The following is a 19,268-nucleotide window of genomic DNA, read 5'->3' as shown; positions in this document are numbered from 1 at the left end:
AATCTTTCATATGTTTCATTATACGTTGTCTAAAAGGAAAAAGGTAGTTTATGATAGGAATCTATTGACGAAAGAGGGGCTACGACGTAAAATATAATCTTGTTGCTTAAAAAACGAATAACGTGGTTCGAAACCATCCCACGTAAAAAAACTAAGGAGATTTTGTCATGAATATTAGAACTTTAGTCGGTAATGGTATTTTAGCGGCATTATATATTGCTGTTTCTATGCTTATTCAGCCATTTGGCTTTACGAATGTACAATTTCGTATTTCAGAGATGTTTAATCATCTCGTTGTATTTAACAAGAAAGCAATTTACGGAATTGTATTAGGTGTATTTTTAACGAATCTCTTGTTCTCACCTATGATCGCTTATGATTTAGTATTTGGAGTAGGTCAATCTATTCTTGCATTAGTTGCAACGATTATTTCTATGCGATTTATTAAAGGTGTTTGGGCTCGTATGATTTTTAATACAGTTATCTTTACGATTACAATGTTTATGATTGCAATTGAACTTCATCTTGCATTGGGTTTACCATTTATGTTGTCTTGGTTAACTTGTGCAATCGGTGAATTTGTTGTCATGGCGATCGGTATGCCTGTAATGTACTGGATTAATAAGCGAGTACAATTTGAAAGATTTATGTAATAGATGAAAGAGCTATTCCTATAGGGATAGCTCTTTTTGTATGTAATCATATTGAATATAATGCTGTGACTCTAGATAAAATATAATAAAATAAAGTGAGGCTTCAATTAGCCGGATATATATAAGAAGTCTTACATAAGGGGAATGTAGTATGAAATATAAAATTCATTGGTTGTATAAAACGAAGCGTGGATTGCAGACGGAATTAACAACAGAGTATATGAACATAGAAGAAGTACTTCAATTTGCAGAGGATTTTGAGAAAACAGGAAGAGCTAAGGAACTTTTATTTTACGATGAAATGGACGCAGAATGGTCATTAAAAGAGATGAAAAAGTTAAGTAAGCAAGTAGAGGAAGAGCCCCAAGAAATACTCGTTTATTTTGATGGGGGGTATGATGTGCAAACGAAAGAAGCTGGCGTTGGTATATGTGTGTATTATAAAAAAGGAAATACAAACTACCGCATTCGCCGCAATGCATATATAGAAGGTATATATGATAATAATGAAGCGGAATATGCATCATTATTATACGGTATGAATATACTCGAGGAACTAGGGATTAAGTATGAAGCAGTTACACTTCGCGGAGACTCACAAGTGGTACTGCAGCAATTAGCCGGAGAATGGCCTTGTTACGATGAACATTTAAATCATTATTTAGATCAAATTGAACAAAAGGCGAAGCAAATGAAATTAAAACTTGTATGTGAGCCGATATCTAGAAAACAAAATAAAGAAGCACATCAATTAGCAACGCAAGCATTAGAAGGAACAGTTATTGATAGTCATAAAGAAATAACCGAATAGAGAGGTGCAAAGGTGGATAAAAAGCAACTCATTACAGAGGTAAATGACTTATTAGAAACGTATTGTGAAGGATGTTTCTTGCGAGAACATAATCGAAAGACAAATAGTAAGTATTATGCTCATTCATTTTGTATAAGGCAATGTACAGTTGGAGAAACATTGAAAAAGTATGGAGAACAGTTGTCATAAAAAAACATCCAGAGAAAATTCTCTGGATGTTTTTTTAGTGCTTTGCTTCGTTTAATTGCTGCTCGCATTTGCTTAGTTTCTTTTCCTCGTTCATTAAAAAGGGTTCATCTAAATCTACTGCAACAGATTTCATAATTTCAAGCTGTGAGCGAGCTGCTTCTACTGCAGTAGTAGCATGCTCTAATGTGTCTGGATCCATTGAAATTGTTGCTGATCCTACCATTTTTTGTGCTGTTTCTACACGGAATTTTACTTCTTCAAAATCATTTACTTCTGATCCCATTGATACTGCCTCCTTTGTATATTGCGCATTTCACATAGTTTTTGCTCTGTAAAACGGAAATATACAAAGGAATAATAAAGGAGGTTACCAAGTAAGGTAACCTCCTGTTATATGTTGGATTAAAGTTTTACTACGTTAGCAGCTTGAGGTCCGCGGTTACCTTCAGTAATGTCGAAAGATACTTCTTGACCTTCTTCTAAAGCTTTGTAGCCGTCTCCTTGAATAGCAGAGAAATGTACGAATACATCGTCAGCGCCTTCCATTTCGATAAATCCAAAACCTTTTTCGTTGTTAAACCATTTTACTTTTCCTTGCATGTTATAATTCCTCCTAAAAGCGTTTACTATTTTTCATTTAGTGAAATTCATTTAAAAAATAATATAAACTAAAAATGCTATATTCTTGAATATTCTGCTAAATGATTAATTTAAATATACACGAATTGGGAGAATTTAGTCAAGTAAGCGATTTTATTTTTTGTATTTTTAAATAATTTTTCAGTCGAATTTTTAAATAGGTATAGGACAGGCCGAGTATGTAATATTCTTAATTGAATGCTATACATAATGAGGTGAAAGAATGAATAAGTCTTATTTATTAGATAATGAAGGAATAAGAACGAGAACCGACATACCGGATTGGGTTGCAAAAGAATTTGAGATTTTTTCAAGTGTCGTGTTAGAACCAACTTTTCCATGTTATTTCGGTTTAACAGCTTTGAAAAAGAATGAACTTCGTTATTCATTTCTTTCTCATAATGATTGGAGTCATTTGCCGCATACAATGTTATCTTTTTTAGAGTTAATGAAAGAGAGGCCGATTGTAAGAAGGGGCTTTTTTCTTTTTGTAGAACCGGAATGTGAAGAACAATCACTCGAATATTACCGCGATTCTTTTTGGAAAGTGCTACAGTATTTGCATGAAAACGATGAGCAAGCATGGCCAAAGCAAATTCCTGAAGATCCAGACCATTATTTATGGGAATTTTCATTTGGTGGTGAACCAATATTTGCATTTGGAAATGCGCCAGCTTATAAACAACGAAAAACTAGACATTTAGGGAATGCTCTCGTTATTGGATTTCAGCCACGCACTATTTTTGATGGATTAGAGGGAGATCGTCCTAAAGGAGCATATTCAAGACAAATGGTCCGTGAGCGAGTTGAAAAGTGGGATCAATTGCCGAAACATCCTAACATTAGTCATTATGGTGACCCAGAGCATCGTGAATGGAAACAATATTTCATAGGAGACGATGTAGAACCAATAAAAGGGAAATGCCCTTTTCTTCATAAGATAAAAAAGTAAGAGCCATCACCTAGATGGCTCTTTTGTATATTTTGGATAAAAAAGGGTATTTTATTACGAAAGCTAGTCTATTTTTTCAAATTATATCATTAACTAGTAATAAAGAGAGTAGAAAGGATAGAGCGATGTTTGGAGCAATTATACAGCAAATCGTATTAGGTATTTCATTAGCTGCACCAGTAGGGCCGATTAATATTGAAATGTTAAAACGAGGAATTGAACGTGGGTTTTGGCATGCTTGGGTTGTTGGAATTGGTGGAATGACTGCAGATGTTTTATTTATGTTACTTATTTATTTCGGTTTATCTTCTGTGTTTATGTATACATATGTACAAGCCTTCATGTATTGCACGGGTTTTTTCTTGTTATTTTATTTAGGATTTCAAAGTGTAAAACAAGGAATTTTCCACTCGAATATGGAATATAAAAAAGAAGAGGTAGGTGGCCTTAAGCAATCGTTTATGGCAGGATTTTTAATTGCGATATCCAATCCATTAAATCTTGTTTTTTGGTTTGGTATATACGGAAGTACACTTAGCTCATTACTTACGAAGGTAACGAAACAAGAAGCTTTTTTGTACAGTCTTTGCATTATTGCTGGCATTATTTTATGGAATTTAAATATTGCTTTTTCTGTACATTTTGGAAGAACTTTATTAAAACCAAAAGCACTTGGCTACATAACAGCTGGAGCAGGTATTATTTTAGTAGGTTACTCTATACATTTTGCATACAAAGCTTTACAGTTGTTCACATAAGATTGAAGGGGAGATTTTTATGTATCGAACCACTATTGACGGAAAAGAAATTATCATTACGTTAGCGCCAAAAATCCGAAAAGAAATTACTGATAGAAATCCACTATATGAAGCGGTATTTCATAATGCTGCAAGATTGCTACAAACAAAGCAACCGACGTTTGCAGTAAATCATGAAATATTTGGTCTCATTATTGGAGAAGTGCAAAGAGGAGAAGTAACAGTGTTTGCAGTGGAACATATTATTCCGAAGCAAAATATATTTGGACCAAATAATTTTTTCTCGACAATAGAACAGCAGGCAAATTTGTAAAGTGAATAGAATAAGAATAGAAAAGAAATAGTCGTAACGATATGTTGCGGCTGTTTTTTGGGAAAAGGGGGAAACAAGATGAAGAAAGTGGGGAAAGAGTTCTTTTTACAACATGATATCGTTATTATGTATAGCATTCTATTTATTTTCATTATTATTTTAAAAATGCAATTTTTCTCTTGGGTTGGCATGTTAGCATGTATGTTTGGGATTGTTTTCTATACACTTAATGAATATATGACACATCGTTTTTTATTCCATATAAAGCCACCTAAAAACACATTTCTATTAAAAATGTTAAGAAGATTGCATTATGATCACCACGTATATCCAGATGATTTAAAACTTTTGTTTTTACCAGTATGGTTTAGTATACCTAGTTTTACTATATATTTACTTGTAGCATATGGTATTACAAAAAGTGTTACTATTACACTTTCATTTGGAATCGGAATGATTATTATGCTGCTCGTTTACGAATGGAAACATTATATTGCCCATAGACCGATTCGTCCCGTCACTAAGTTTGGAAGATGGTTAAAAAAACAACATATATTACACCATTATAAAAACGAAAAGTTTTGGTTTGGTGTTTCAAATCCAGTATTCGATTTTATATTTGGAACACTTAAAGACGGAAAAGATGTTGAGCTAAGCGAAACGGCTCGTAATTTAGAAAAGGAAAAAAAGACAAAAGTAGTGCGTTAAGCACTGCTTTTGTCTTAATGAGGATAAATAAGTAAGGTGTCACTTTATTTTGAAAAAGTATATTAAAAATTTAGGGGAAATTGCCGAAAAATGTCTATCAAAAAATCTTTGCATGAATGCATGGATTGTCTAAAATGAATATAAGTTTCTGAATATTTATAAAATTTAGTCTTTAGGTATGTAAGGGGGAAGTGTATTTCAAGTAAGAGAGGGGATCGGTTAATGAAACGAGACGATACGTCAGCACGTAAGTTGCAAAATGAGGTAAATTATACAGAGGTCGTTCAGTCGGAAGAATTTCAATTGTTATTAAATACGAAAAAGAAGTTTATCATTCCAATGAGTATTTTCTTTTTTAGTTTTTTTATCGCATTACCTATTTTAACGTCGTATTCAAAGGTGCTTAATACACCTGCATTTGGTGACATTACATGGGCGTGGGTATTTGCTTTTTCCCAATTTCTTATGACATGGGCACTATGTATGATTTATAGCAAAAAAGCAGAGTCATTTGATGAAATCTCCCAAAAAATTCTGCAAGATATGCAAAAAGGGAGGGGCTGAACTTGAATACTACTGCGTTTGCACTATTTTTAATTATCGTTCTTGGTACGCTCGTCATAACATATTTTGCATCGAAAAAAACGAAAAATGCGAGTGAATTTTATACGGCTGGAGGGGGATTAACTGGTTGGCAAAATGGTTTGGCCATCGCTGGAGATTACATGTCTGCTGCTTCATTTCTTGGTATAGCCGGAGCAATCGCATTAACTGGGTTTGATGGATTCTTTTATAGTATCGGTTTTTTAGTTGCTTATTTAGTTGTACTGTATCTTGTTGCAGAACCGCTTAGAAATTTAGGAAAGTACACTTTGGCGGATATGATTGCAGCACGCTTTGATGCGAAAAAAGTTCGCGGAGTTGCAGCTCTTAATACGATGACGATTTCTATCTTTTATATGATTGCACAATTAGTTGGCGCGGGTGCACTTATTAAATTATTATTAGGGATTGAATATACGACATCTGTATTAATCGTTGGAACACTTATGACGGTGTATGTTATTTTTGGAGGTATGACAGCAACGAGCTGGGTACAAATCGTAAAGGCTGTATTGCTTATGGCTGGTACGTTTATTATTTCTGTTATCGTTTTCGCAAAATTCAACTTCAGCGTGACTGAAATGTTCGCTCAAATGAAAACAGCTACACCTTTAAAAGATTCATTTTTAAATCCAGGTGTAAAGTATAAGGATGGTCTTGATACACTTTCTTTAAATTTAGGACTAGTACTTGGTACAGCTGGATTACCACATATACTTGTCCGCTTTTTTACAGTACGTGATGCAAAAACTGCGCGTCAATCTGTCGTATATGCGACGTGGTTAATTGGTGCATTTTATATTATGACGATTTTCTTAGGATTTGGTGCGGCAGCGTTTGTAGGAAATGAAGCGATTATTAAAGCGAACCCAGCTGGTAATATGGCGGCACCTTTATTAGCCAAAGCGTTAGGTGGAGACTTCTTATTTGCTTTCGTATCAGCAATTGCTTTTGCAACGATTTTGGCTGTAGTGGCAGGTCTTGTATTAACAGCAGCATCAGCATTCGCTCATGATTTTTATAATGAAATCATTCGTAAAGGAAAATCAACGGAAAAAGAGCAAGTATCCATGGCTCGTTATGCATCTATTGGAGTAGCGATACTATCTATCATACTTGCATTATTTGCCCAAACATTAAACGTAGCATTTTTAGTATCATTAGCATTTGCAGTTGCAGCGAGTGCAAATCTACCAGTAATTTTATTTACAATATATTGGAAGCGTTTTAATACAACGGGTGCTATTTCGGGTATGATTGTAGGTCTCGTATCAGCAATTGTTCTCGTAGCGTTGAGTCCGAATGTTTGGAACCCTGTAGCTGGAAAAGCTATTTTTGTTGGGGAAGCGTTATTCCCATATACGACACCAGGAATTATTTCAATTCCACTCGGATTTCTTGCAGCATATTTAGGAACGGTTTTATCTAGTAAGAAAGAAGATGCAGCGAAATTTGATGAAATTCTCGTGAAATCTAATACTGGTCATGGCATTAGCGATGCGTCTTCACATTAAATAAAAGAGGAGCTTTTCGATAGATAAGAAAAGCTCTTTTTTCTTTTGTCATTTTCTTGTAAATATTACTGATTTGTAAGTAGGATTTGTCTTAATTTTGTGGAATGAAAATAGCAGGGAGAAATTTAAGTCATCATGGCACCAGCGCAGCTTTTGTGAAAAATAAGTTGTTATGGAAGGTGGAAGTAATGATGAAAACGAAGCAAACTGATGAATTATTAGCAAAAGATGAGCAATATGTTTGGCACGGAATGCGTCCCTTTAGTCCAAATAGTACAATGGTAGGGGCAAAAGCTGAAGGGTGCTGGGTTGAAGATATACAAGGAAAAAGATATTTAGATGGTATGAGTGGTCTTTGGTGTGTGAATAGTGGATATGGAAGAAAAGAGCTCGCAGAAGCGGCTTATAAGCAATTACAAACATTATCATACTTTCCAATGTCACAATCCCATGAGCCAGCTATAAAGCTTGCTGAAAAGTTAAATGAGTGGCTTGGGGGAGAGTATGTTATTTTCTTCTCAAATAGTGGTTCAGAAGCGAACGAAACAGCTTTTAAAATAGCAAGACAATACTATGCTCAAAAAGGTGAATCACATCGTTATAAATTTATGTCACGTTACCGTGGGTATCACGGGAATACAATGGCGACAATGGCAGCGACGGGACAAGCGCAGCGTAGATATCAATATGAGCCGTTTGCTTCAGGTTTTTTACATGTAACACCACCGGATTGTTACCGTATGCCTGAAATTGAAGGGCAGCATATTTATGATGTAGAATGTGTGAAAGAAGTCGATCGTGTTATGACGTGGGAATTAAGTGAAACAATTGCTGCGTTTATTATGGAACCTATTATTACAGGCGGGGGCATATTAATGCCACCACAAGACTATATGAAAGCTGTTCATGAGACGTGTCAAAAACACGGTGCCTTGCTTATTAGTGATGAAGTGATTTGCGGTTTTGGACGTACAGGAAAAGCATTCGGATTTATGAATTATGATGTGAAGCCAGATATTATTACAATGGCAAAAGGTATTACGAGCGCATATTTACCATTATCTGCAACAGCTGTGAAAAAAGAAATATATGAGGCTTTTAAAGGTAAAGGAGAATATGAATTTTTCCGCCATATTAATACATTTGGTGGGAATCCAGCAGCTTGTGCATTAGCACTTAAAAATTTAGAGATTATGCAAAATGAAAATTTAATTGAGCGATCTGCACAAATGGGTTCCCTTTTATTAGAGCAACTAAAAGATGAAATTGGGGAACATCCACTTGTTGGGAATATTAGAGGAAAAGGTCTATTAGTTGGGATTGAATTAGTAAATGATAAAGAGACGAAAGAGCCAATTGATAATGATAAAATAGCAAGTGTTGTAAATGCTTGTAAAGAAAAGGGCTTAATTATAGGACGAAACGGTATGACAACAGCAGGATATAATAACGTTTTAACATTAGCGCCGCCTCTTGTTATTTCAAGTGAAGAGATTGCTTTCGTTGTTGGAACGTTGAAGACAGCGATGGAGCGTATTTAATAAATAGAGAGAAGAGCGAGCTGTAATATAAGGCTCGCTCTTGTTTAGTAGGAGGGGACTTTTAATGGAGAAATATGATCCTAACAAACATTATCACATCGGATATTATGAAGACGGATATGATTTAGAAGTGACGGCGTACAAAAGAATAAATGAACCAGTTTGGGATGCTTATATTCCGCACTATGAGGCAGACGATTTTTATAAGAAAGTGGAGGGAATGAAGCTAGGTAAATATATAGATGATTATGGCATTATGGTGTATTCATTTGGGAATGATATTGATGATGATGAAGCACGAATTATTTTTGAAAAATGGTTAAAAAAGAACGGGATTGTTTAAAGATAAAACAAAAAGGAGATTGCTATCTTATAAAATAGCAATCTCCTTTTATTATAGTAAATTTATTTACTTGCTTTCATTGCTTTATCTTTTGCACCAAAAGTGTATTTTAACATTGGTGGTGTAATCATTGTAGTTAAAATAACGACAATAACGATTGCTGTAAAGTAATCTTGTGCCAATAGACCTGAAGAAAGTCCTGTTCCTGCGATGATAAGTGCAACTTCACCACGAGAAACCATTCCAGCACCGATAATTGCAGAAGACTTAGCGTCAAATCCAGTCATTCGAGCACCGAATCCACAGCCGATTAATTTCGTTAATACAGCGATAACAGTTAATGCTAAGATGAACCAAATTTGATTGCCGATACCGTCAAATGTAATATTCATACCGATACTAACGAAGAATACGGGAACGAACATAGCGTAAGCAATTGGTTCTACTTTCTTTTCTACTTCATGTTTGTAGTTTGTTTGAGAAATTGCAATACCAGCAGCGAAAGCACCGATGATACCAGCAATTCCTAATAATTCGCCGAAATATGCGAATGAGAAACAGATGATAAGAGCCGCGCTCACGATAGACTCAGATACGCGCAGTGGTGATAACCAGCGCATAATCGCAGGAACACCTTTCCATCCGATTAAAATAATAGAAGCGAAGAATACTACTTTCTTCAAGATAACCATTGTTAAGTTAACATCATCAGTACCTAAGAAGCTCATTGCAAATGCTAATAAAATAACAACAAGAATGTCATCAAATACAGCGGCTCCAAGCATCGTCGTACTTTCACGTGTTTTCATTTTACCTAAATCACGAAGTGTTTGTACGGAAATACTAACACTTGTCGCACATAGAAGTAATCCTAAGAATACAGCGTTTCCTTGTTCCATTCCCATCACAAGACCGGAAACGTAACCACCTACGAATGGAAGAATGATACCTCCGAGTGCAACTGCTAAAGAAGAATTACGATTTGCGTTTAATTCTTCTAAGTCTGTTTCAAGTCCAGCCATAAACATTAAAAGAATAACTCCGACATTACTTAATTGAGTTAGAAGCTCTGAATTTTCAATCCAACCTAATACAGCTGGACCGATAACGATACCGACAATTAATTTACCTAGTACAGAAGGTTGACCTAATCTAACACTAAGATCACCAGCAAGCTTTGTACTTAATAAAATAAGTGCAATTTGAAAGAAAAATTCGAATTCCATCTGATCCTCTCCTCGTCATTTTTAATTTTATCATACGATTTCTCGGAATTTGCCTAATGAAAATATGTAAAACCCATTAAACAAAAGGGTCTGATTACAAGTTCTTTTGAACTCGTAATTTGAACCTGTAATTAATATATAATAAAATTTATTAAAAATCAATGAAAAAATAGCAGATTTTCATGATGGAATTTGATTTAGGTATGAAGGGAATGGCTATATAATAAGAAGAAATAAGGCAATATTTTTAATGAATTGGAGAAGGAAACATGTTATTAAATAAACGCTTTACAATTGGAGAAATGGCAAAAATGCATAATATTGCAGAATCTACATTGAGGTATTATGATGAAAAAGGAATTTTTCATCCGTCCATTGTTGATCCTCAAACGAATTATCGTTATTATACAATCGATCAATTTTCACTGTTAGATACGATTAAATTTTTACGCCAGTTAAATATTCCGTTAAAGGAAATTAAGAAATATATTGATGAAAGAAATCCAACATACGCACTCAATTTACTGGAAAAACAACAAGAAATGATGCTGAAGAAACAAAGAGAAATTGAATATGCTTTAGCAAAAATGGAACATAGAATTCATTTAATAAAGAAGGCGACGAAAGCGGAAACCGATCGAATACTTATTAAAAAAATACCAAAAAGAAAAATAACAGCGATTGCAGTGGCGCCGAATACGACAGATGATATGTTTGATTATTATATCCATTCGCTTCAAAAAAATATGAAGCAAATGGATGATAGTCTATTTTCAGGAGATATAGGTGTGACAATTTCCAAAAAAGCATTCATGCAAAAGGAGTTTCAAGCATATAGCAGCGTATTTATTCTTTTGGATTATATGCCCTATCAAGTATATAGTTCAGATTCAATTAAAGCTGGTATGTTTGCGTGCGCTTATCATCATGGATCATATGAAGAAACAGGTGAAACATATAAGAAATTAATGGAATACATTGATCAAGAAGGATACGAAATAAGTGGAGATTCGATTGAGATTGGATTAATTGATTGGTCTGTAACAGAAAATCCAGAGGAGCAAGTAACAGAAATTCAAATTCCAGTAATGAAAAAATAGAGTGTAGGACTTCTATTAATTACAAACCTGCATCAATTCCGATAATTAAATTTCCTATTTTTTTAATTCTCTCTTGACCTTCAAGTTACTTGAAGGTTTAAACTGTGAACAGAGCGTTGAAAAAGGAGCATAATAGTATGGAAGCAACAGAAAAATTAAGAGAAAAACCAGTTAAAAGTTTATTTATTTCTTATTTAATACCAGCCGTTCTAGGAATGGTATTAATGTCAGTGAATATTGTAATTGACGCGATTATGATTAGTAGAGGAGTTGGGGCGAACGGTTTAGCAGGAGTAAACGTGGCTATTCCAGCGTTTTCGATTTTCTTCTCTATTTCATTATGGATCGGGATGGGCGGGGCAACGTTATATTCCATTGCATTAGGTGAAAATAAACGAGAAAGAGCAAGGTCTATTTTTACTCAATCCATGACGGTAGCAGTTGTTATCGTAGGTGTTTTAGCGGCTATTTGTTTATGGAGAATAGAAGATTTAGCGTACTTATTTGGTGCAAATGAAGTGATTTTACCATATGCGTTAGACTATTTACACGTATTACTAACATTTGGAATGATATACGTTTTAGAAAATATTTTAAGTACATTTATACGAAATGATGGAAATCCTAATTTAGCAATGGCTGGTCTTGTTGTAACAGCTGTATTAAATATACTGTTTGACTATATCTTTATTTTTATCTTTGGATGGGGCGTAACAGGTGCTGCTTCAGCGACTATTCTTTCAGCAGCGATTGGTTTCCTTGTATTATTAACTCATTTCTTTAGAAAAAGTAGCATTTTAAAATGGACGAAATTCCATTTTGAATGGGATACTGTCAAACAAATTATGGTGATTGGTTTCCCAAGTTTTACAGCAGAAAGCACAGTTGCAATCGTAACGATTGGTTTTAATATCGCATTTGTTCAATATGCAGGAGAAGTAGGAGTAGCTTCCTATGCGATGGTGAATAGTATTCATGCAATGACATTACTATTATTCTTCGGTGTTGGAGCAGCATTGCAACCAATTGCTAGTTTCCATTACGGGGCAAATTTATCAGAGAGACTTCGTGAAGGATTGAAGTTTGCTGTGAAAATTGCAGTTGTCCTCGGAGGCGTTGCGATAATTGTCGGATTATTCTTCGGGAAATATATCATTGGTTTATTTGATGTTCAATCTCCAGAATTATTGGAGTTAACATTAACGGGTATTAGCTTATTCTTTATTCAATACGTATTTTTAGGCTATAACATTGTGTATGGAGAGTACTTCCAATCAGTGCGACAAACGAAGAAATCAGTACTTATTATAATGAGCCGAGGATTACTATTTATCATTCCATTGTTATGGATTATGCCGAAATTATTTGGGATAAACGGAATTTGGCTCGTTATGCCAGTTGCTGAAGTAATGACAGCAATTATCGTATTTACGATGAATCGTATGAAACATCCTGTTCCATTAAATATGGCAGGAGAGAAAGAAGCGATATGATGAAGAAAATCCCCTTAAGCAATTAAGGGGATTTTTTTATTCCTTTAAACTAATCGCAAAAGATCCATCCGTTTCTTGAACAGAAGCGAAAGCAACGTTTTTAATATTTGTAATTCCTTTTTCTTTTAATTCTTTATATAACCATTTTTCATCTTTATGGATTAACTTTAAGTTATCGTATTGAATTTGTGAATCGACGATAAGTGCAATTGGTAATCCAGCATACTTAACATCTATGTTTAAATCTTTTGGAGTTAATGGTACAAGTTCTCTTTTTGGTAAAATACTAATAGCTCCGTTCGCTTCTAAAATGGCGTATTCAATTTCATGAACACTCGGATATCCTGCAACGCGAAGATTAGAAAGTAGTTCGGCAATGGGATATCTACTTTTTTGTAAGTTCTCAAAAATAATATCACCATGTTTAATTAAAATGATAGGGTGTCCGAGAATAAAACGATTTAGTTTGTTGAATAGGCTTAATTTTGTAAGGAGTAAATGTAAACATGTAATAACAACCATACCGAGAAATGCTTGTAAAGCACCAGAGACGGGTATGGCCTGGAAAGCTAAATAAGATAAAAAGATTATAGCCCCAAAATCATGAGGAGTTAGTTGTGCTAACGCGGATTTACCGAGTAACTTAAGCGATAGTAAAAATAAGATGAAAAAGAACGACACGTTACATAAAAAGAGAAGCAATAGAGACACTCCTTCGTGTAAAGTTGTACTTACTATTCCCGAAAGTAATATAAATATTACCTTTCAGAGGATAATTTAGGGTTTATTGGAATTTGTCTGTATACAAACAAATAAATGGATATTATCATGAAGGAAGTAAAAGAAAATAGGAGTATATGAGTATGAGAAAGAAGAAAATAATAAAGTGCATTTTAGTTGTTATAATGATTTGCGCCGTATATGCGGGGTTTTTACAATATCACATTTATAAGCATGGACATATGAATGCAAGTGACGATGCTGAGTACATAATTGTACTAGGATCGAAAGTAAATGGAACGAAACCATCTTATTCATTGCAATATCGTATTGATAAAGCAGCTGAATATTTAAAATCACATGAGAAAACAATCGCTATCGTATCTGGAGGACAAGGAAAAGGTGAAGACATTTCAGAAGCATTAGCAATGAAACAAGGACTAATAAAACAAAACATCACAGAAGACCGTATTATAATGGAGGACAAATCTACGAGTACAGATGAGAATATTACATTCTCAAAACCGTTAATTCCAGCCGATATGAAAAAAGGTATGATCGTAACAAACGATTTTCATATGTTTAGAGCGAAAAAAATAGCTGCCAAACAAGGTTTACAATTAGAAGGTCTTCCGGCAAAAACACCGAAACCAATCATCATTCCATCGAATGTACGAGAATATTTAGCCATTACACAGTATTGGTTTATGAATCGAATATAGTGAAAGTGATCCCGTCTGAAACTTCAGACGGGATTTAATTTGAGGAAAATCTTACAAATATGTCACGTTAGTGAAAGGTAAAGCGATAGTTTCTAGAATGATTTCCTGACATAATGAAAGTAACAAAAACTATTTAGAGGTGAATCGGATGAAAGGAAATAATATTTTATCTTCGTTATGTTACTTTAGTATCTTTTTTGCACCATTTTTACTACCAATTATCGTGTACTTTGTTGCAGAAGATGAAGTGAAATATCACGCGAAAAAAGCATTTTGGTCACATGTTTTCCCATACGCAATCTTATTTGGAGGACTAGCAGTATCAGGCATGTACGGTTTAGGTTTTAATCAATCTGACGGTGCTGGAATTGGAATGATTATCACATATGCAGTGTTCATTCTTGTAGGAATTTACTACTTCATTTGGAATATCGTAAAAGGTATTAAAGTCTTGAAAACGGCGTAATAAGACAAGAAAAAATTTCATTTAAATTACCGTTAATATAATTTTATTTACCGTATTCATAGACGTTTTAAAAAAAGAGTAATTCAAAAAGAATTGCTCTTTTTGTGCTTATAAGTTGTGAATATTGAAAAAGATGTGTTAATTTTTCATTATGAAGAGAAAAAGGAGTGATTTTCATGAATGAGATAATACATAAGATAGAGCAACACGTTTCAGTTCGTAAATATAAAGAAGAATCAATTCCGAAAGATGTAGTAGAAAAAATGGTGCACGCTGCACAGCATGCGGCTTCATCACATTTTGTACAGGCGTATTCTGTTATATATGTAACAGATCAAGACCTAAAGGCTAAACTAGCAGAGCTATCCGGAAATCGCCATGTGAAAGACTGCGCAGCATTTTTTGTTTGTTGTGCAGATTTAAAACGACTTGAAATGGCATGTGAAAAACATGGTACAGAAATAAAGCATGAAGGGGTGGAAGACTTTATCGTTGCGACGGTAGATGCTTCACTTTTTGCGCAAAACTTAGCGTTAGCAGCAGAGTCATTAGGATACGGTATTTGTTATATTGGTGGTATTCGTAATAATCCGAGAGAAGTGAGCGAATTGCTTCATTTACCAGATAAAGTATATCCTGTATTCGGAATGACAGTCGGTGTACCAGATGAAGAACATGGAGTTAAACCACGCTTACCGGTAGCAGCGGTTCTTCATGAAAATGGATATGATGAACAAAAATATGATGAATTATTAAACGAATATGATGAAACGATGAGCGCGTATTACAAAGAAAGATCATCAAATCAAAAAAAAGTAACATGGACGGAATCAATGAGTTCGTTTATGTCTAAAGAAAAAAGAATGCATATGAAAGAGTTTTTAAGTGAAAAAGGATTAAATAAGAAGTGAGTAAAGAGGCAAACCTGTGATGCGGGTTTGCCTTTTTTGAAAGGAGAAATACCTAAGATCAGAAAGTTGTCTATTCTTTCTGATCTTAGGTATTTCGTTTGTTATCATATATATAGAAATAAAAGTTAATAAATTTTTACAAAAGTGATAGAAAATGAGAAAAAATGCCAATAGTAAGTAAAGGCAGCTGCTAAAGGGGAACTGAGGAAGGAAGAGGCTTATGATTTTCAATTCTGAAGAGGATTTAATTATAGCTATGAAAAAACATGATCAAGATGCTTTGAAAGAAGTGATTGATCAATATGGAAAATTAATTTTGTACATTATTCATAAATCATTAAGTACCCCTATTGAAAAACAATATGTGGATGATTGTTATAACGATGTATTTACTGTCATTTGGTTTAATATCGATCAATTTGATACAGAAAAGGGAAACTTAAAATCTTGGATGATTGGTATTACTAAATTGAAGGCATTGGAATATAAAAAGAAAGTATATAAAGAGAATAAAATCGATAAAGACGTAGAAATAGATACAGGTGTACATGATAGGTACGAAATAGAACAAGAAGAAGAGATTATGGAAATAGTTCAAGATTTAAATAAGAAAGATCGATATATTTTTTTAAAGAGGTATATTGATGGATATTCCATTGACGATATTGCGAAAGAATTAAAAGTAACGGCAGATTATATATACAATCGAATTTCTCGTGGGAAGAAAAAACTTCAAAAACTGTGGAAAGGGAGTGTGTAATATGGATAAAAGATTATTATCGATGTTAAATGAGCTCCAATATTCAGAGGAAGAAATTACATGTTTAGAGAAAGAAGCAAATGAGTCTATCAATATAGATAAGTATTATGTGAAAAACGGGGAGTTATTGAAGAAATTAACGGTGCAAATGTTGGAAGAATCAGTTCGGAAAGAGTTGCAAGAAGGAGAGGAAATACAATGTGAAATATTAGTGGAAGAAGGAAGTCTTGTAAATTCTAAAGTTATACCTAATATATTAACCACAGGTGCTACATTTTATTATTACATTGTTTTAACTAATACAAGGTTACAAATTATAGCGTTAGATTGTTATTTTAAAAAGTTAAATGAATACAGTGTATTAGTAAACTCAATTCAAGCAGTTTCGCAACATAAAAAAATGAAAAATGTATATGGAATTAAAATAAATAACAATTATATACAATTAGGAAGTAAAGAGTATAATCAAGAATTAACAGTTTTAATTGGAAAGCTAAAACAATGTGGAGTGAAAGAAGAGAGATATAAAGATTTCGAAAAAAGTTGGATGATTTTTTTCAATGTGTTTGTAATAGCGATAGCTGGGCTTCTAGTTTTAAAATATTTAATGTGAAAATAAAAAGCGGCATAATAGCCGCTTTTTATCGTTTGGTTAGTATTTTATTTATGATTTTGTATTTTGAAAAACTTACTTATAATAAATGCAAACTTTCAATAAGAAGATACATACCCGTGCAACTTAAAAGGATGTACGTAAATATTTTGAAAATTCGTTGATTAAGCCATTTGAAAATCATTTGCCCTATATACAAACCTAGAAATACGATTGGAATAGCGTAAAAACTTGATTCCCAAATTGTTTTGTTTGTGCCAGTAAAGAGTATTTGAGTTAGTAGGCTAATGAAATATATAAACAGATAAAAAGCTAATGTAGTTGCTCTTAACTTCTCTTTTTCAGTATCAGTTCCTGTAAAATAAAGTAATAGGGGAGGACCTGGCATGCCGATACTTGTCGTTAAAAGACCGGATAATCCGCCCACTAAGAAATCTCTAGATTTTGTTGATTTAATCTTAAAGTTGCATATTAGCATCAACGTTAATAGTAAAAGCAGGATGCTAATTGCTAATTTAAAAGTGTTGATGTTAATGGAAGTGAAAATGAAAATGCCAAAAGGAACACCAACTATACTTCCAAAAATAAACCTTTTCAGTAGAATAAAATCAACATCCATTCTTATTTTCCAAATGAGTGAAATGGAAATAATTAAAGATAAAATAATGTTTATTTGTATAGCTTCTTGTGGCAGAAATAACATAAGTAAGAAAGGGGTTGCCATTATGGAGAAGCCAAAACCTGTACTTGCTTGCAGAATAGAAGCCACTAATATAATACATATGAAAATGAATGTGATACCCAAAACAGCCCTCCTATTTAATCAAGTTTAACTAGTTAAAGTCTATTATTTAAGTGCAATATTTCACAAACTTACTTGTATTTTAACATAAATATCTAGTTTTTTCTCAAATAGTGTTGCCATATAAGGCTCTTTAACTAAAAAATCAGACTGCCATTTTTAAACAATTTTATTATTGGGAAACAAATAATGAATGGGATCAAAATTTATTGATTATCATTAAATTATTCACTGAGATCCCCGCGATAAAACAAGAACAGCCATATAAAACTTACAAAAATACAACATATAGCTAATAAACTGCCAATCATTTGAGGAGAAAAAATTTCTAACAGCCCTCCTGTAAAAAACATCGATAACTGAATAAGAGATCCGTAAATAGAATAATGGAATGAAAAAACTTTACCTATCATATTTTCGTGTGTGTAAGTTTGAAGTAATGTCGTATCAAGTGGAACGATGATTCCTCCTGCTATACGCATACAGAATAAAGTAATGATACCGATAATAAGTTGATCGGATAGAATGAATCCGAGAAAGAAAATTCCTTGTAATAAGTAGGCCCAACCGAATACTTTTTTCATTTTTTCTTTATTATGGGATATATAAAGATTAACGAGAAGGCTTCCTATCATAAGCCCAGCCCCTTGAACCGTATATAAAATCCCAATGTTCGTATGGAAAATTTTTTCGGCATAGATCGTTAGAAGTAGTTGATAAGCGCCTCCAATAATCCCCCATGAAATGCCGACAAGAATTAATGTTAAAATGATTTTTGTTTGTAATATGTATGTATAACCACCTTTTATATCAGTGAAAAATGCTTTGTTCTTGTTACAAGTATCATGAGCAGGAATACTCATATTATAAATAAAATAGGCTGAAAGAAAGTATGATAGGCTATTTACTAAAAAAGCGAACTCAATATGTAAAGATTGTGCAATTACTCCGCCCAAAGAAGCCCCCATAATAGACATAAAACCATTAATTGTACTAGAAAGAGAGTTAGCAGTTACGAAATGATTTTGGTGTACGATATTTTTTAGGGTTGCTTGTTTAGCCGGTTCAAATAAACAAGCAAGTACAGATAAACATATATTAGAAATGAAAATAATCTCAATTTTATAGATTGCGAGTAAGTATGTAAGGACTAGAATTCCCCGTGTAATATCGGTAAAAATCATAATATTCTTTTTAGAGAAACGATCTACAATTCCGCCTATGAATGGACTAAGAAGAAGCTGTGGTAAACTTTTACTTATAAAAGTAAGTGCGATCATAAACGGCGATTCCGTTATGCTGTAGACAAATGTTAATAAAGCTACCGTATGGAACCAATCCCCAAGTACACTTAATGTTTGCCCATAAAATAGTTTATTGAAGTTTTTATTTGTTTTAAGAAGTGTGGAATAAGAAACCGACATAAATAGA

At 33.6% G+C, this 19,268-nt stretch carries 24 protein-coding genes and 1 riboswitch; of the genes, 18 read left to right on the top strand and 6 right to left on the bottom strand.

What is annotated here, in order from left to right; genetic code table 11:
- Positions 1–116 precede the first annotated feature (116 nt).
- A riboswitch (PreQ1 riboswitch) is annotated at positions 117–161 on the top strand.
- A 6-nt stretch (positions 162–167) separates the two neighbouring features.
- The 3 genes from MRP26_RS03990 (at position 168) to MRP26_RS03980 (ending at position 1,653) form a co-directional block, all read left to right on the top strand.
- Entirely contained in the window at positions 168–653 is a 486-nt protein-coding gene (locus MRP26_RS03990; RefSeq protein WP_001026480.1) for a QueT transporter family protein, read from the top strand.
- Positions 654–804: 151 nt separating this feature from the next.
- Positions 805–1,464 carry a ribonuclease H family protein gene (locus MRP26_RS03985; RefSeq protein WP_000875548.1) on the top strand — a complete coding sequence of 220 codons (660 nt, stop codon included), beginning with the start codon at positions 805–807 and terminating at the stop codon, positions 1,462–1,464.
- Between the two features lie 12 nt (positions 1,465–1,476).
- Complete coding sequence (locus tag MRP26_RS03980) at positions 1,477–1,653, top strand: zinc-finger domain-containing protein (RefSeq protein WP_000358801.1); 177 nt, start codon at positions 1,477–1,479, stop codon at positions 1,651–1,653.
- Between the two features lie 34 nt (positions 1,654–1,687).
- On the opposite strand, the gene MRP26_RS03975 is transcribed toward MRP26_RS03980, so the two are convergent.
- Positions 1,688–1,936: a DUF2564 family protein gene (locus MRP26_RS03975; RefSeq protein WP_000534400.1), complete on the bottom strand. Its 249-nt coding sequence runs from the start codon at positions 1,934–1,936 to the stop codon at positions 1,688–1,690.
- A 119-nt stretch (positions 1,937–2,055) separates the two neighbouring features.
- Positions 2,056–2,253: a cold shock-like protein CspB gene (cspB, locus tag MRP26_RS03970; RefSeq protein ID WP_001161731.1), complete on the bottom strand. Its 198-nt coding sequence runs from the start codon at positions 2,251–2,253 to the stop codon at positions 2,056–2,058.
- 262 nt (positions 2,254–2,515) lie between these two features.
- Between cspB and MRP26_RS03965 the strand changes: the two genes are divergently transcribed.
- The 8 genes from MRP26_RS03965 to MRP26_RS03930 all read left to right on the top strand — a co-directional run bounded on the left by MRP26_RS03965 (position 2,516) and on the right by MRP26_RS03930 (position 9,024).
- On the top strand, positions 2,516–3,244 hold the full coding sequence (locus MRP26_RS03965) for a YqcI/YcgG family protein (protein ID WP_016513074.1): 729 nt from the start codon (positions 2,516–2,518) through the stop codon (positions 3,242–3,244).
- A 14-nt stretch (positions 3,245–3,258) separates the two neighbouring features.
- Positions 3,259–4,002 (top strand): LysE family transporter, encoded by a 744-nt coding sequence (locus tag MRP26_RS03960; protein ID WP_016513073.1) that lies wholly within the window; start codon positions 3,259–3,261, stop codon positions 4,000–4,002.
- 19 nt (positions 4,003–4,021) lie between these two features.
- Complete coding sequence (locus MRP26_RS03955; RefSeq protein WP_000286361.1) at positions 4,022–4,315, top strand: hypothetical protein; 294 nt, start codon at positions 4,022–4,024, stop codon at positions 4,313–4,315.
- A gap of 78 nt (positions 4,316–4,393) precedes the next feature.
- Complete coding sequence (locus MRP26_RS03950; protein ID WP_242805993.1) at positions 4,394–5,023, top strand: sterol desaturase family protein; 630 nt, start codon at positions 4,394–4,396, stop codon at positions 5,021–5,023.
- 222 nt (positions 5,024–5,245) lie between these two features.
- Entirely contained in the window at positions 5,246–5,587 is a 342-nt protein-coding gene (locus tag MRP26_RS03945; RefSeq protein ID WP_098678423.1) for a DUF485 domain-containing protein, read from the top strand.
- Between the two features lie 2 nt (positions 5,588–5,589).
- Positions 5,590–7,140, top strand: coding sequence for a solute symporter family protein (locus MRP26_RS03940; RefSeq protein WP_001098239.1), 1,551 nt, complete (start codon positions 5,590–5,592; stop codon positions 7,138–7,140).
- Between the two features lie 191 nt (positions 7,141–7,331).
- Positions 7,332–8,681 carry an aspartate aminotransferase family protein gene (locus tag MRP26_RS03935; RefSeq protein ID WP_197242227.1) on the top strand — a complete coding sequence of 450 codons (1,350 nt, stop codon included), beginning with the start codon at positions 7,332–7,334 and terminating at the stop codon, positions 8,679–8,681.
- A 64-nt stretch (positions 8,682–8,745) separates the two neighbouring features.
- The gene (locus tag MRP26_RS03930) at positions 8,746–9,024 is read left to right on the top strand and encodes a DUF3986 family protein (protein WP_000417068.1); all 279 of its coding nucleotides are present in this window, start codon (positions 8,746–8,748) and stop codon (positions 9,022–9,024) included.
- Positions 9,025–9,086: 62 nt separating this feature from the next.
- On the opposite strand, the gene MRP26_RS03925 is transcribed toward MRP26_RS03930, so the two are convergent.
- Complete coding sequence (locus MRP26_RS03925) at positions 9,087–10,250, bottom strand: cation:proton antiporter (protein ID WP_000393901.1); 1,164 nt, start codon at positions 10,248–10,250, stop codon at positions 9,087–9,089.
- Between the two features lie 269 nt (positions 10,251–10,519).
- Here MRP26_RS03925 and MRP26_RS03920 point away from each other — a divergent pair, with 269 nt between their 5' ends.
- Together MRP26_RS03920 and MRP26_RS03915 are read left to right on the top strand one after the other, a co-directional pair.
- Positions 10,520–11,350 (top strand): MerR family transcriptional regulator, encoded by an 831-nt coding sequence (locus MRP26_RS03920; RefSeq protein WP_053564856.1) that lies wholly within the window; start codon positions 10,520–10,522, stop codon positions 11,348–11,350.
- Positions 11,351–11,487: 137 nt separating this feature from the next.
- Positions 11,488–12,843 (top strand): MATE family efflux transporter, encoded by a 1,356-nt coding sequence (locus MRP26_RS03915; RefSeq protein WP_053564855.1) that lies wholly within the window; start codon positions 11,488–11,490, stop codon positions 12,841–12,843.
- 36 nt (positions 12,844–12,879) lie between these two features.
- Here the strand turns inward: MRP26_RS03915 and MRP26_RS03910 are convergent, their stop codons facing one another.
- Positions 12,880–13,545, bottom strand: a complete 666-nt coding sequence (locus MRP26_RS03910) for a DUF421 domain-containing protein (protein WP_000923922.1) — start codon at positions 13,543–13,545, stop codon at positions 12,880–12,882.
- A gap of 161 nt (positions 13,546–13,706) precedes the next feature.
- On the opposite strand from MRP26_RS03910, the gene MRP26_RS03905 reads away from it, so the two are divergent.
- The 5 genes from MRP26_RS03905 to MRP26_RS03885 all read left to right on the top strand — a co-directional run bounded on the left by MRP26_RS03905 (position 13,707) and on the right by MRP26_RS03885 (position 17,035).
- Complete coding sequence (locus MRP26_RS03905; protein ID WP_053564854.1) at positions 13,707–14,285, top strand: YdcF family protein; 579 nt, start codon at positions 13,707–13,709, stop codon at positions 14,283–14,285.
- 148 nt (positions 14,286–14,433) lie between these two features.
- The gene (locus MRP26_RS03900; RefSeq protein WP_000678056.1) at positions 14,434–14,751 is read left to right on the top strand and encodes a magnetosome magnetite crystal formation protein family; all 318 of its coding nucleotides are present in this window, start codon (positions 14,434–14,436) and stop codon (positions 14,749–14,751) included.
- Between the two features lie 176 nt (positions 14,752–14,927).
- Entirely contained in the window at positions 14,928–15,662 is a 735-nt protein-coding gene (gene nfsA / locus MRP26_RS03895; RefSeq protein ID WP_242805992.1) for an oxygen-insensitive NADPH nitroreductase, read from the top strand.
- A 220-nt stretch (positions 15,663–15,882) separates the two neighbouring features.
- A complete protein-coding gene (locus MRP26_RS03890) occupies positions 15,883–16,422 on the top strand; it encodes a sigma-70 family RNA polymerase sigma factor (protein WP_016082199.1) in 540 nt (179 codons plus the stop codon).
- Position 16,423: 1 nt separating this feature from the next.
- The gene (locus MRP26_RS03885; RefSeq protein ID WP_098831217.1) at positions 16,424–17,035 is read left to right on the top strand and encodes a flagellar motor switch protein FliG; all 612 of its coding nucleotides are present in this window, start codon (positions 16,424–16,426) and stop codon (positions 17,033–17,035) included.
- Positions 17,036–17,114: 79 nt separating this feature from the next.
- Here the strand turns inward: MRP26_RS03885 and MRP26_RS03880 are convergent, their stop codons facing one another.
- Positions 17,115–17,840: a sulfite exporter TauE/SafE family protein gene (locus MRP26_RS03880; RefSeq protein ID WP_242805991.1), complete on the bottom strand. Its 726-nt coding sequence runs from the start codon at positions 17,838–17,840 to the stop codon at positions 17,115–17,117.
- Between the two features lie 221 nt (positions 17,841–18,061).
- Positions 18,062–19,261: an MFS transporter gene (locus MRP26_RS03875; protein WP_242805990.1), complete on the bottom strand. Its 1,200-nt coding sequence runs from the start codon at positions 19,259–19,261 to the stop codon at positions 18,062–18,064.
- Positions 19,262–19,268 lie beyond the last annotated feature (7 nt).

The organism is Bacillus sp. CCB-MMP212 (assembly GCF_022748145.1).
In the GTDB taxonomy this organism is placed as follows: domain Bacteria; phylum Bacillota; class Bacilli; order Bacillales; family Bacillaceae_G; genus Bacillus_A; species Bacillus_A cereus.
The sequence above is the reverse complement of the archived record's forward strand: the minus strand, read 5'-3'. Positions and strand labels throughout refer to the sequence as shown.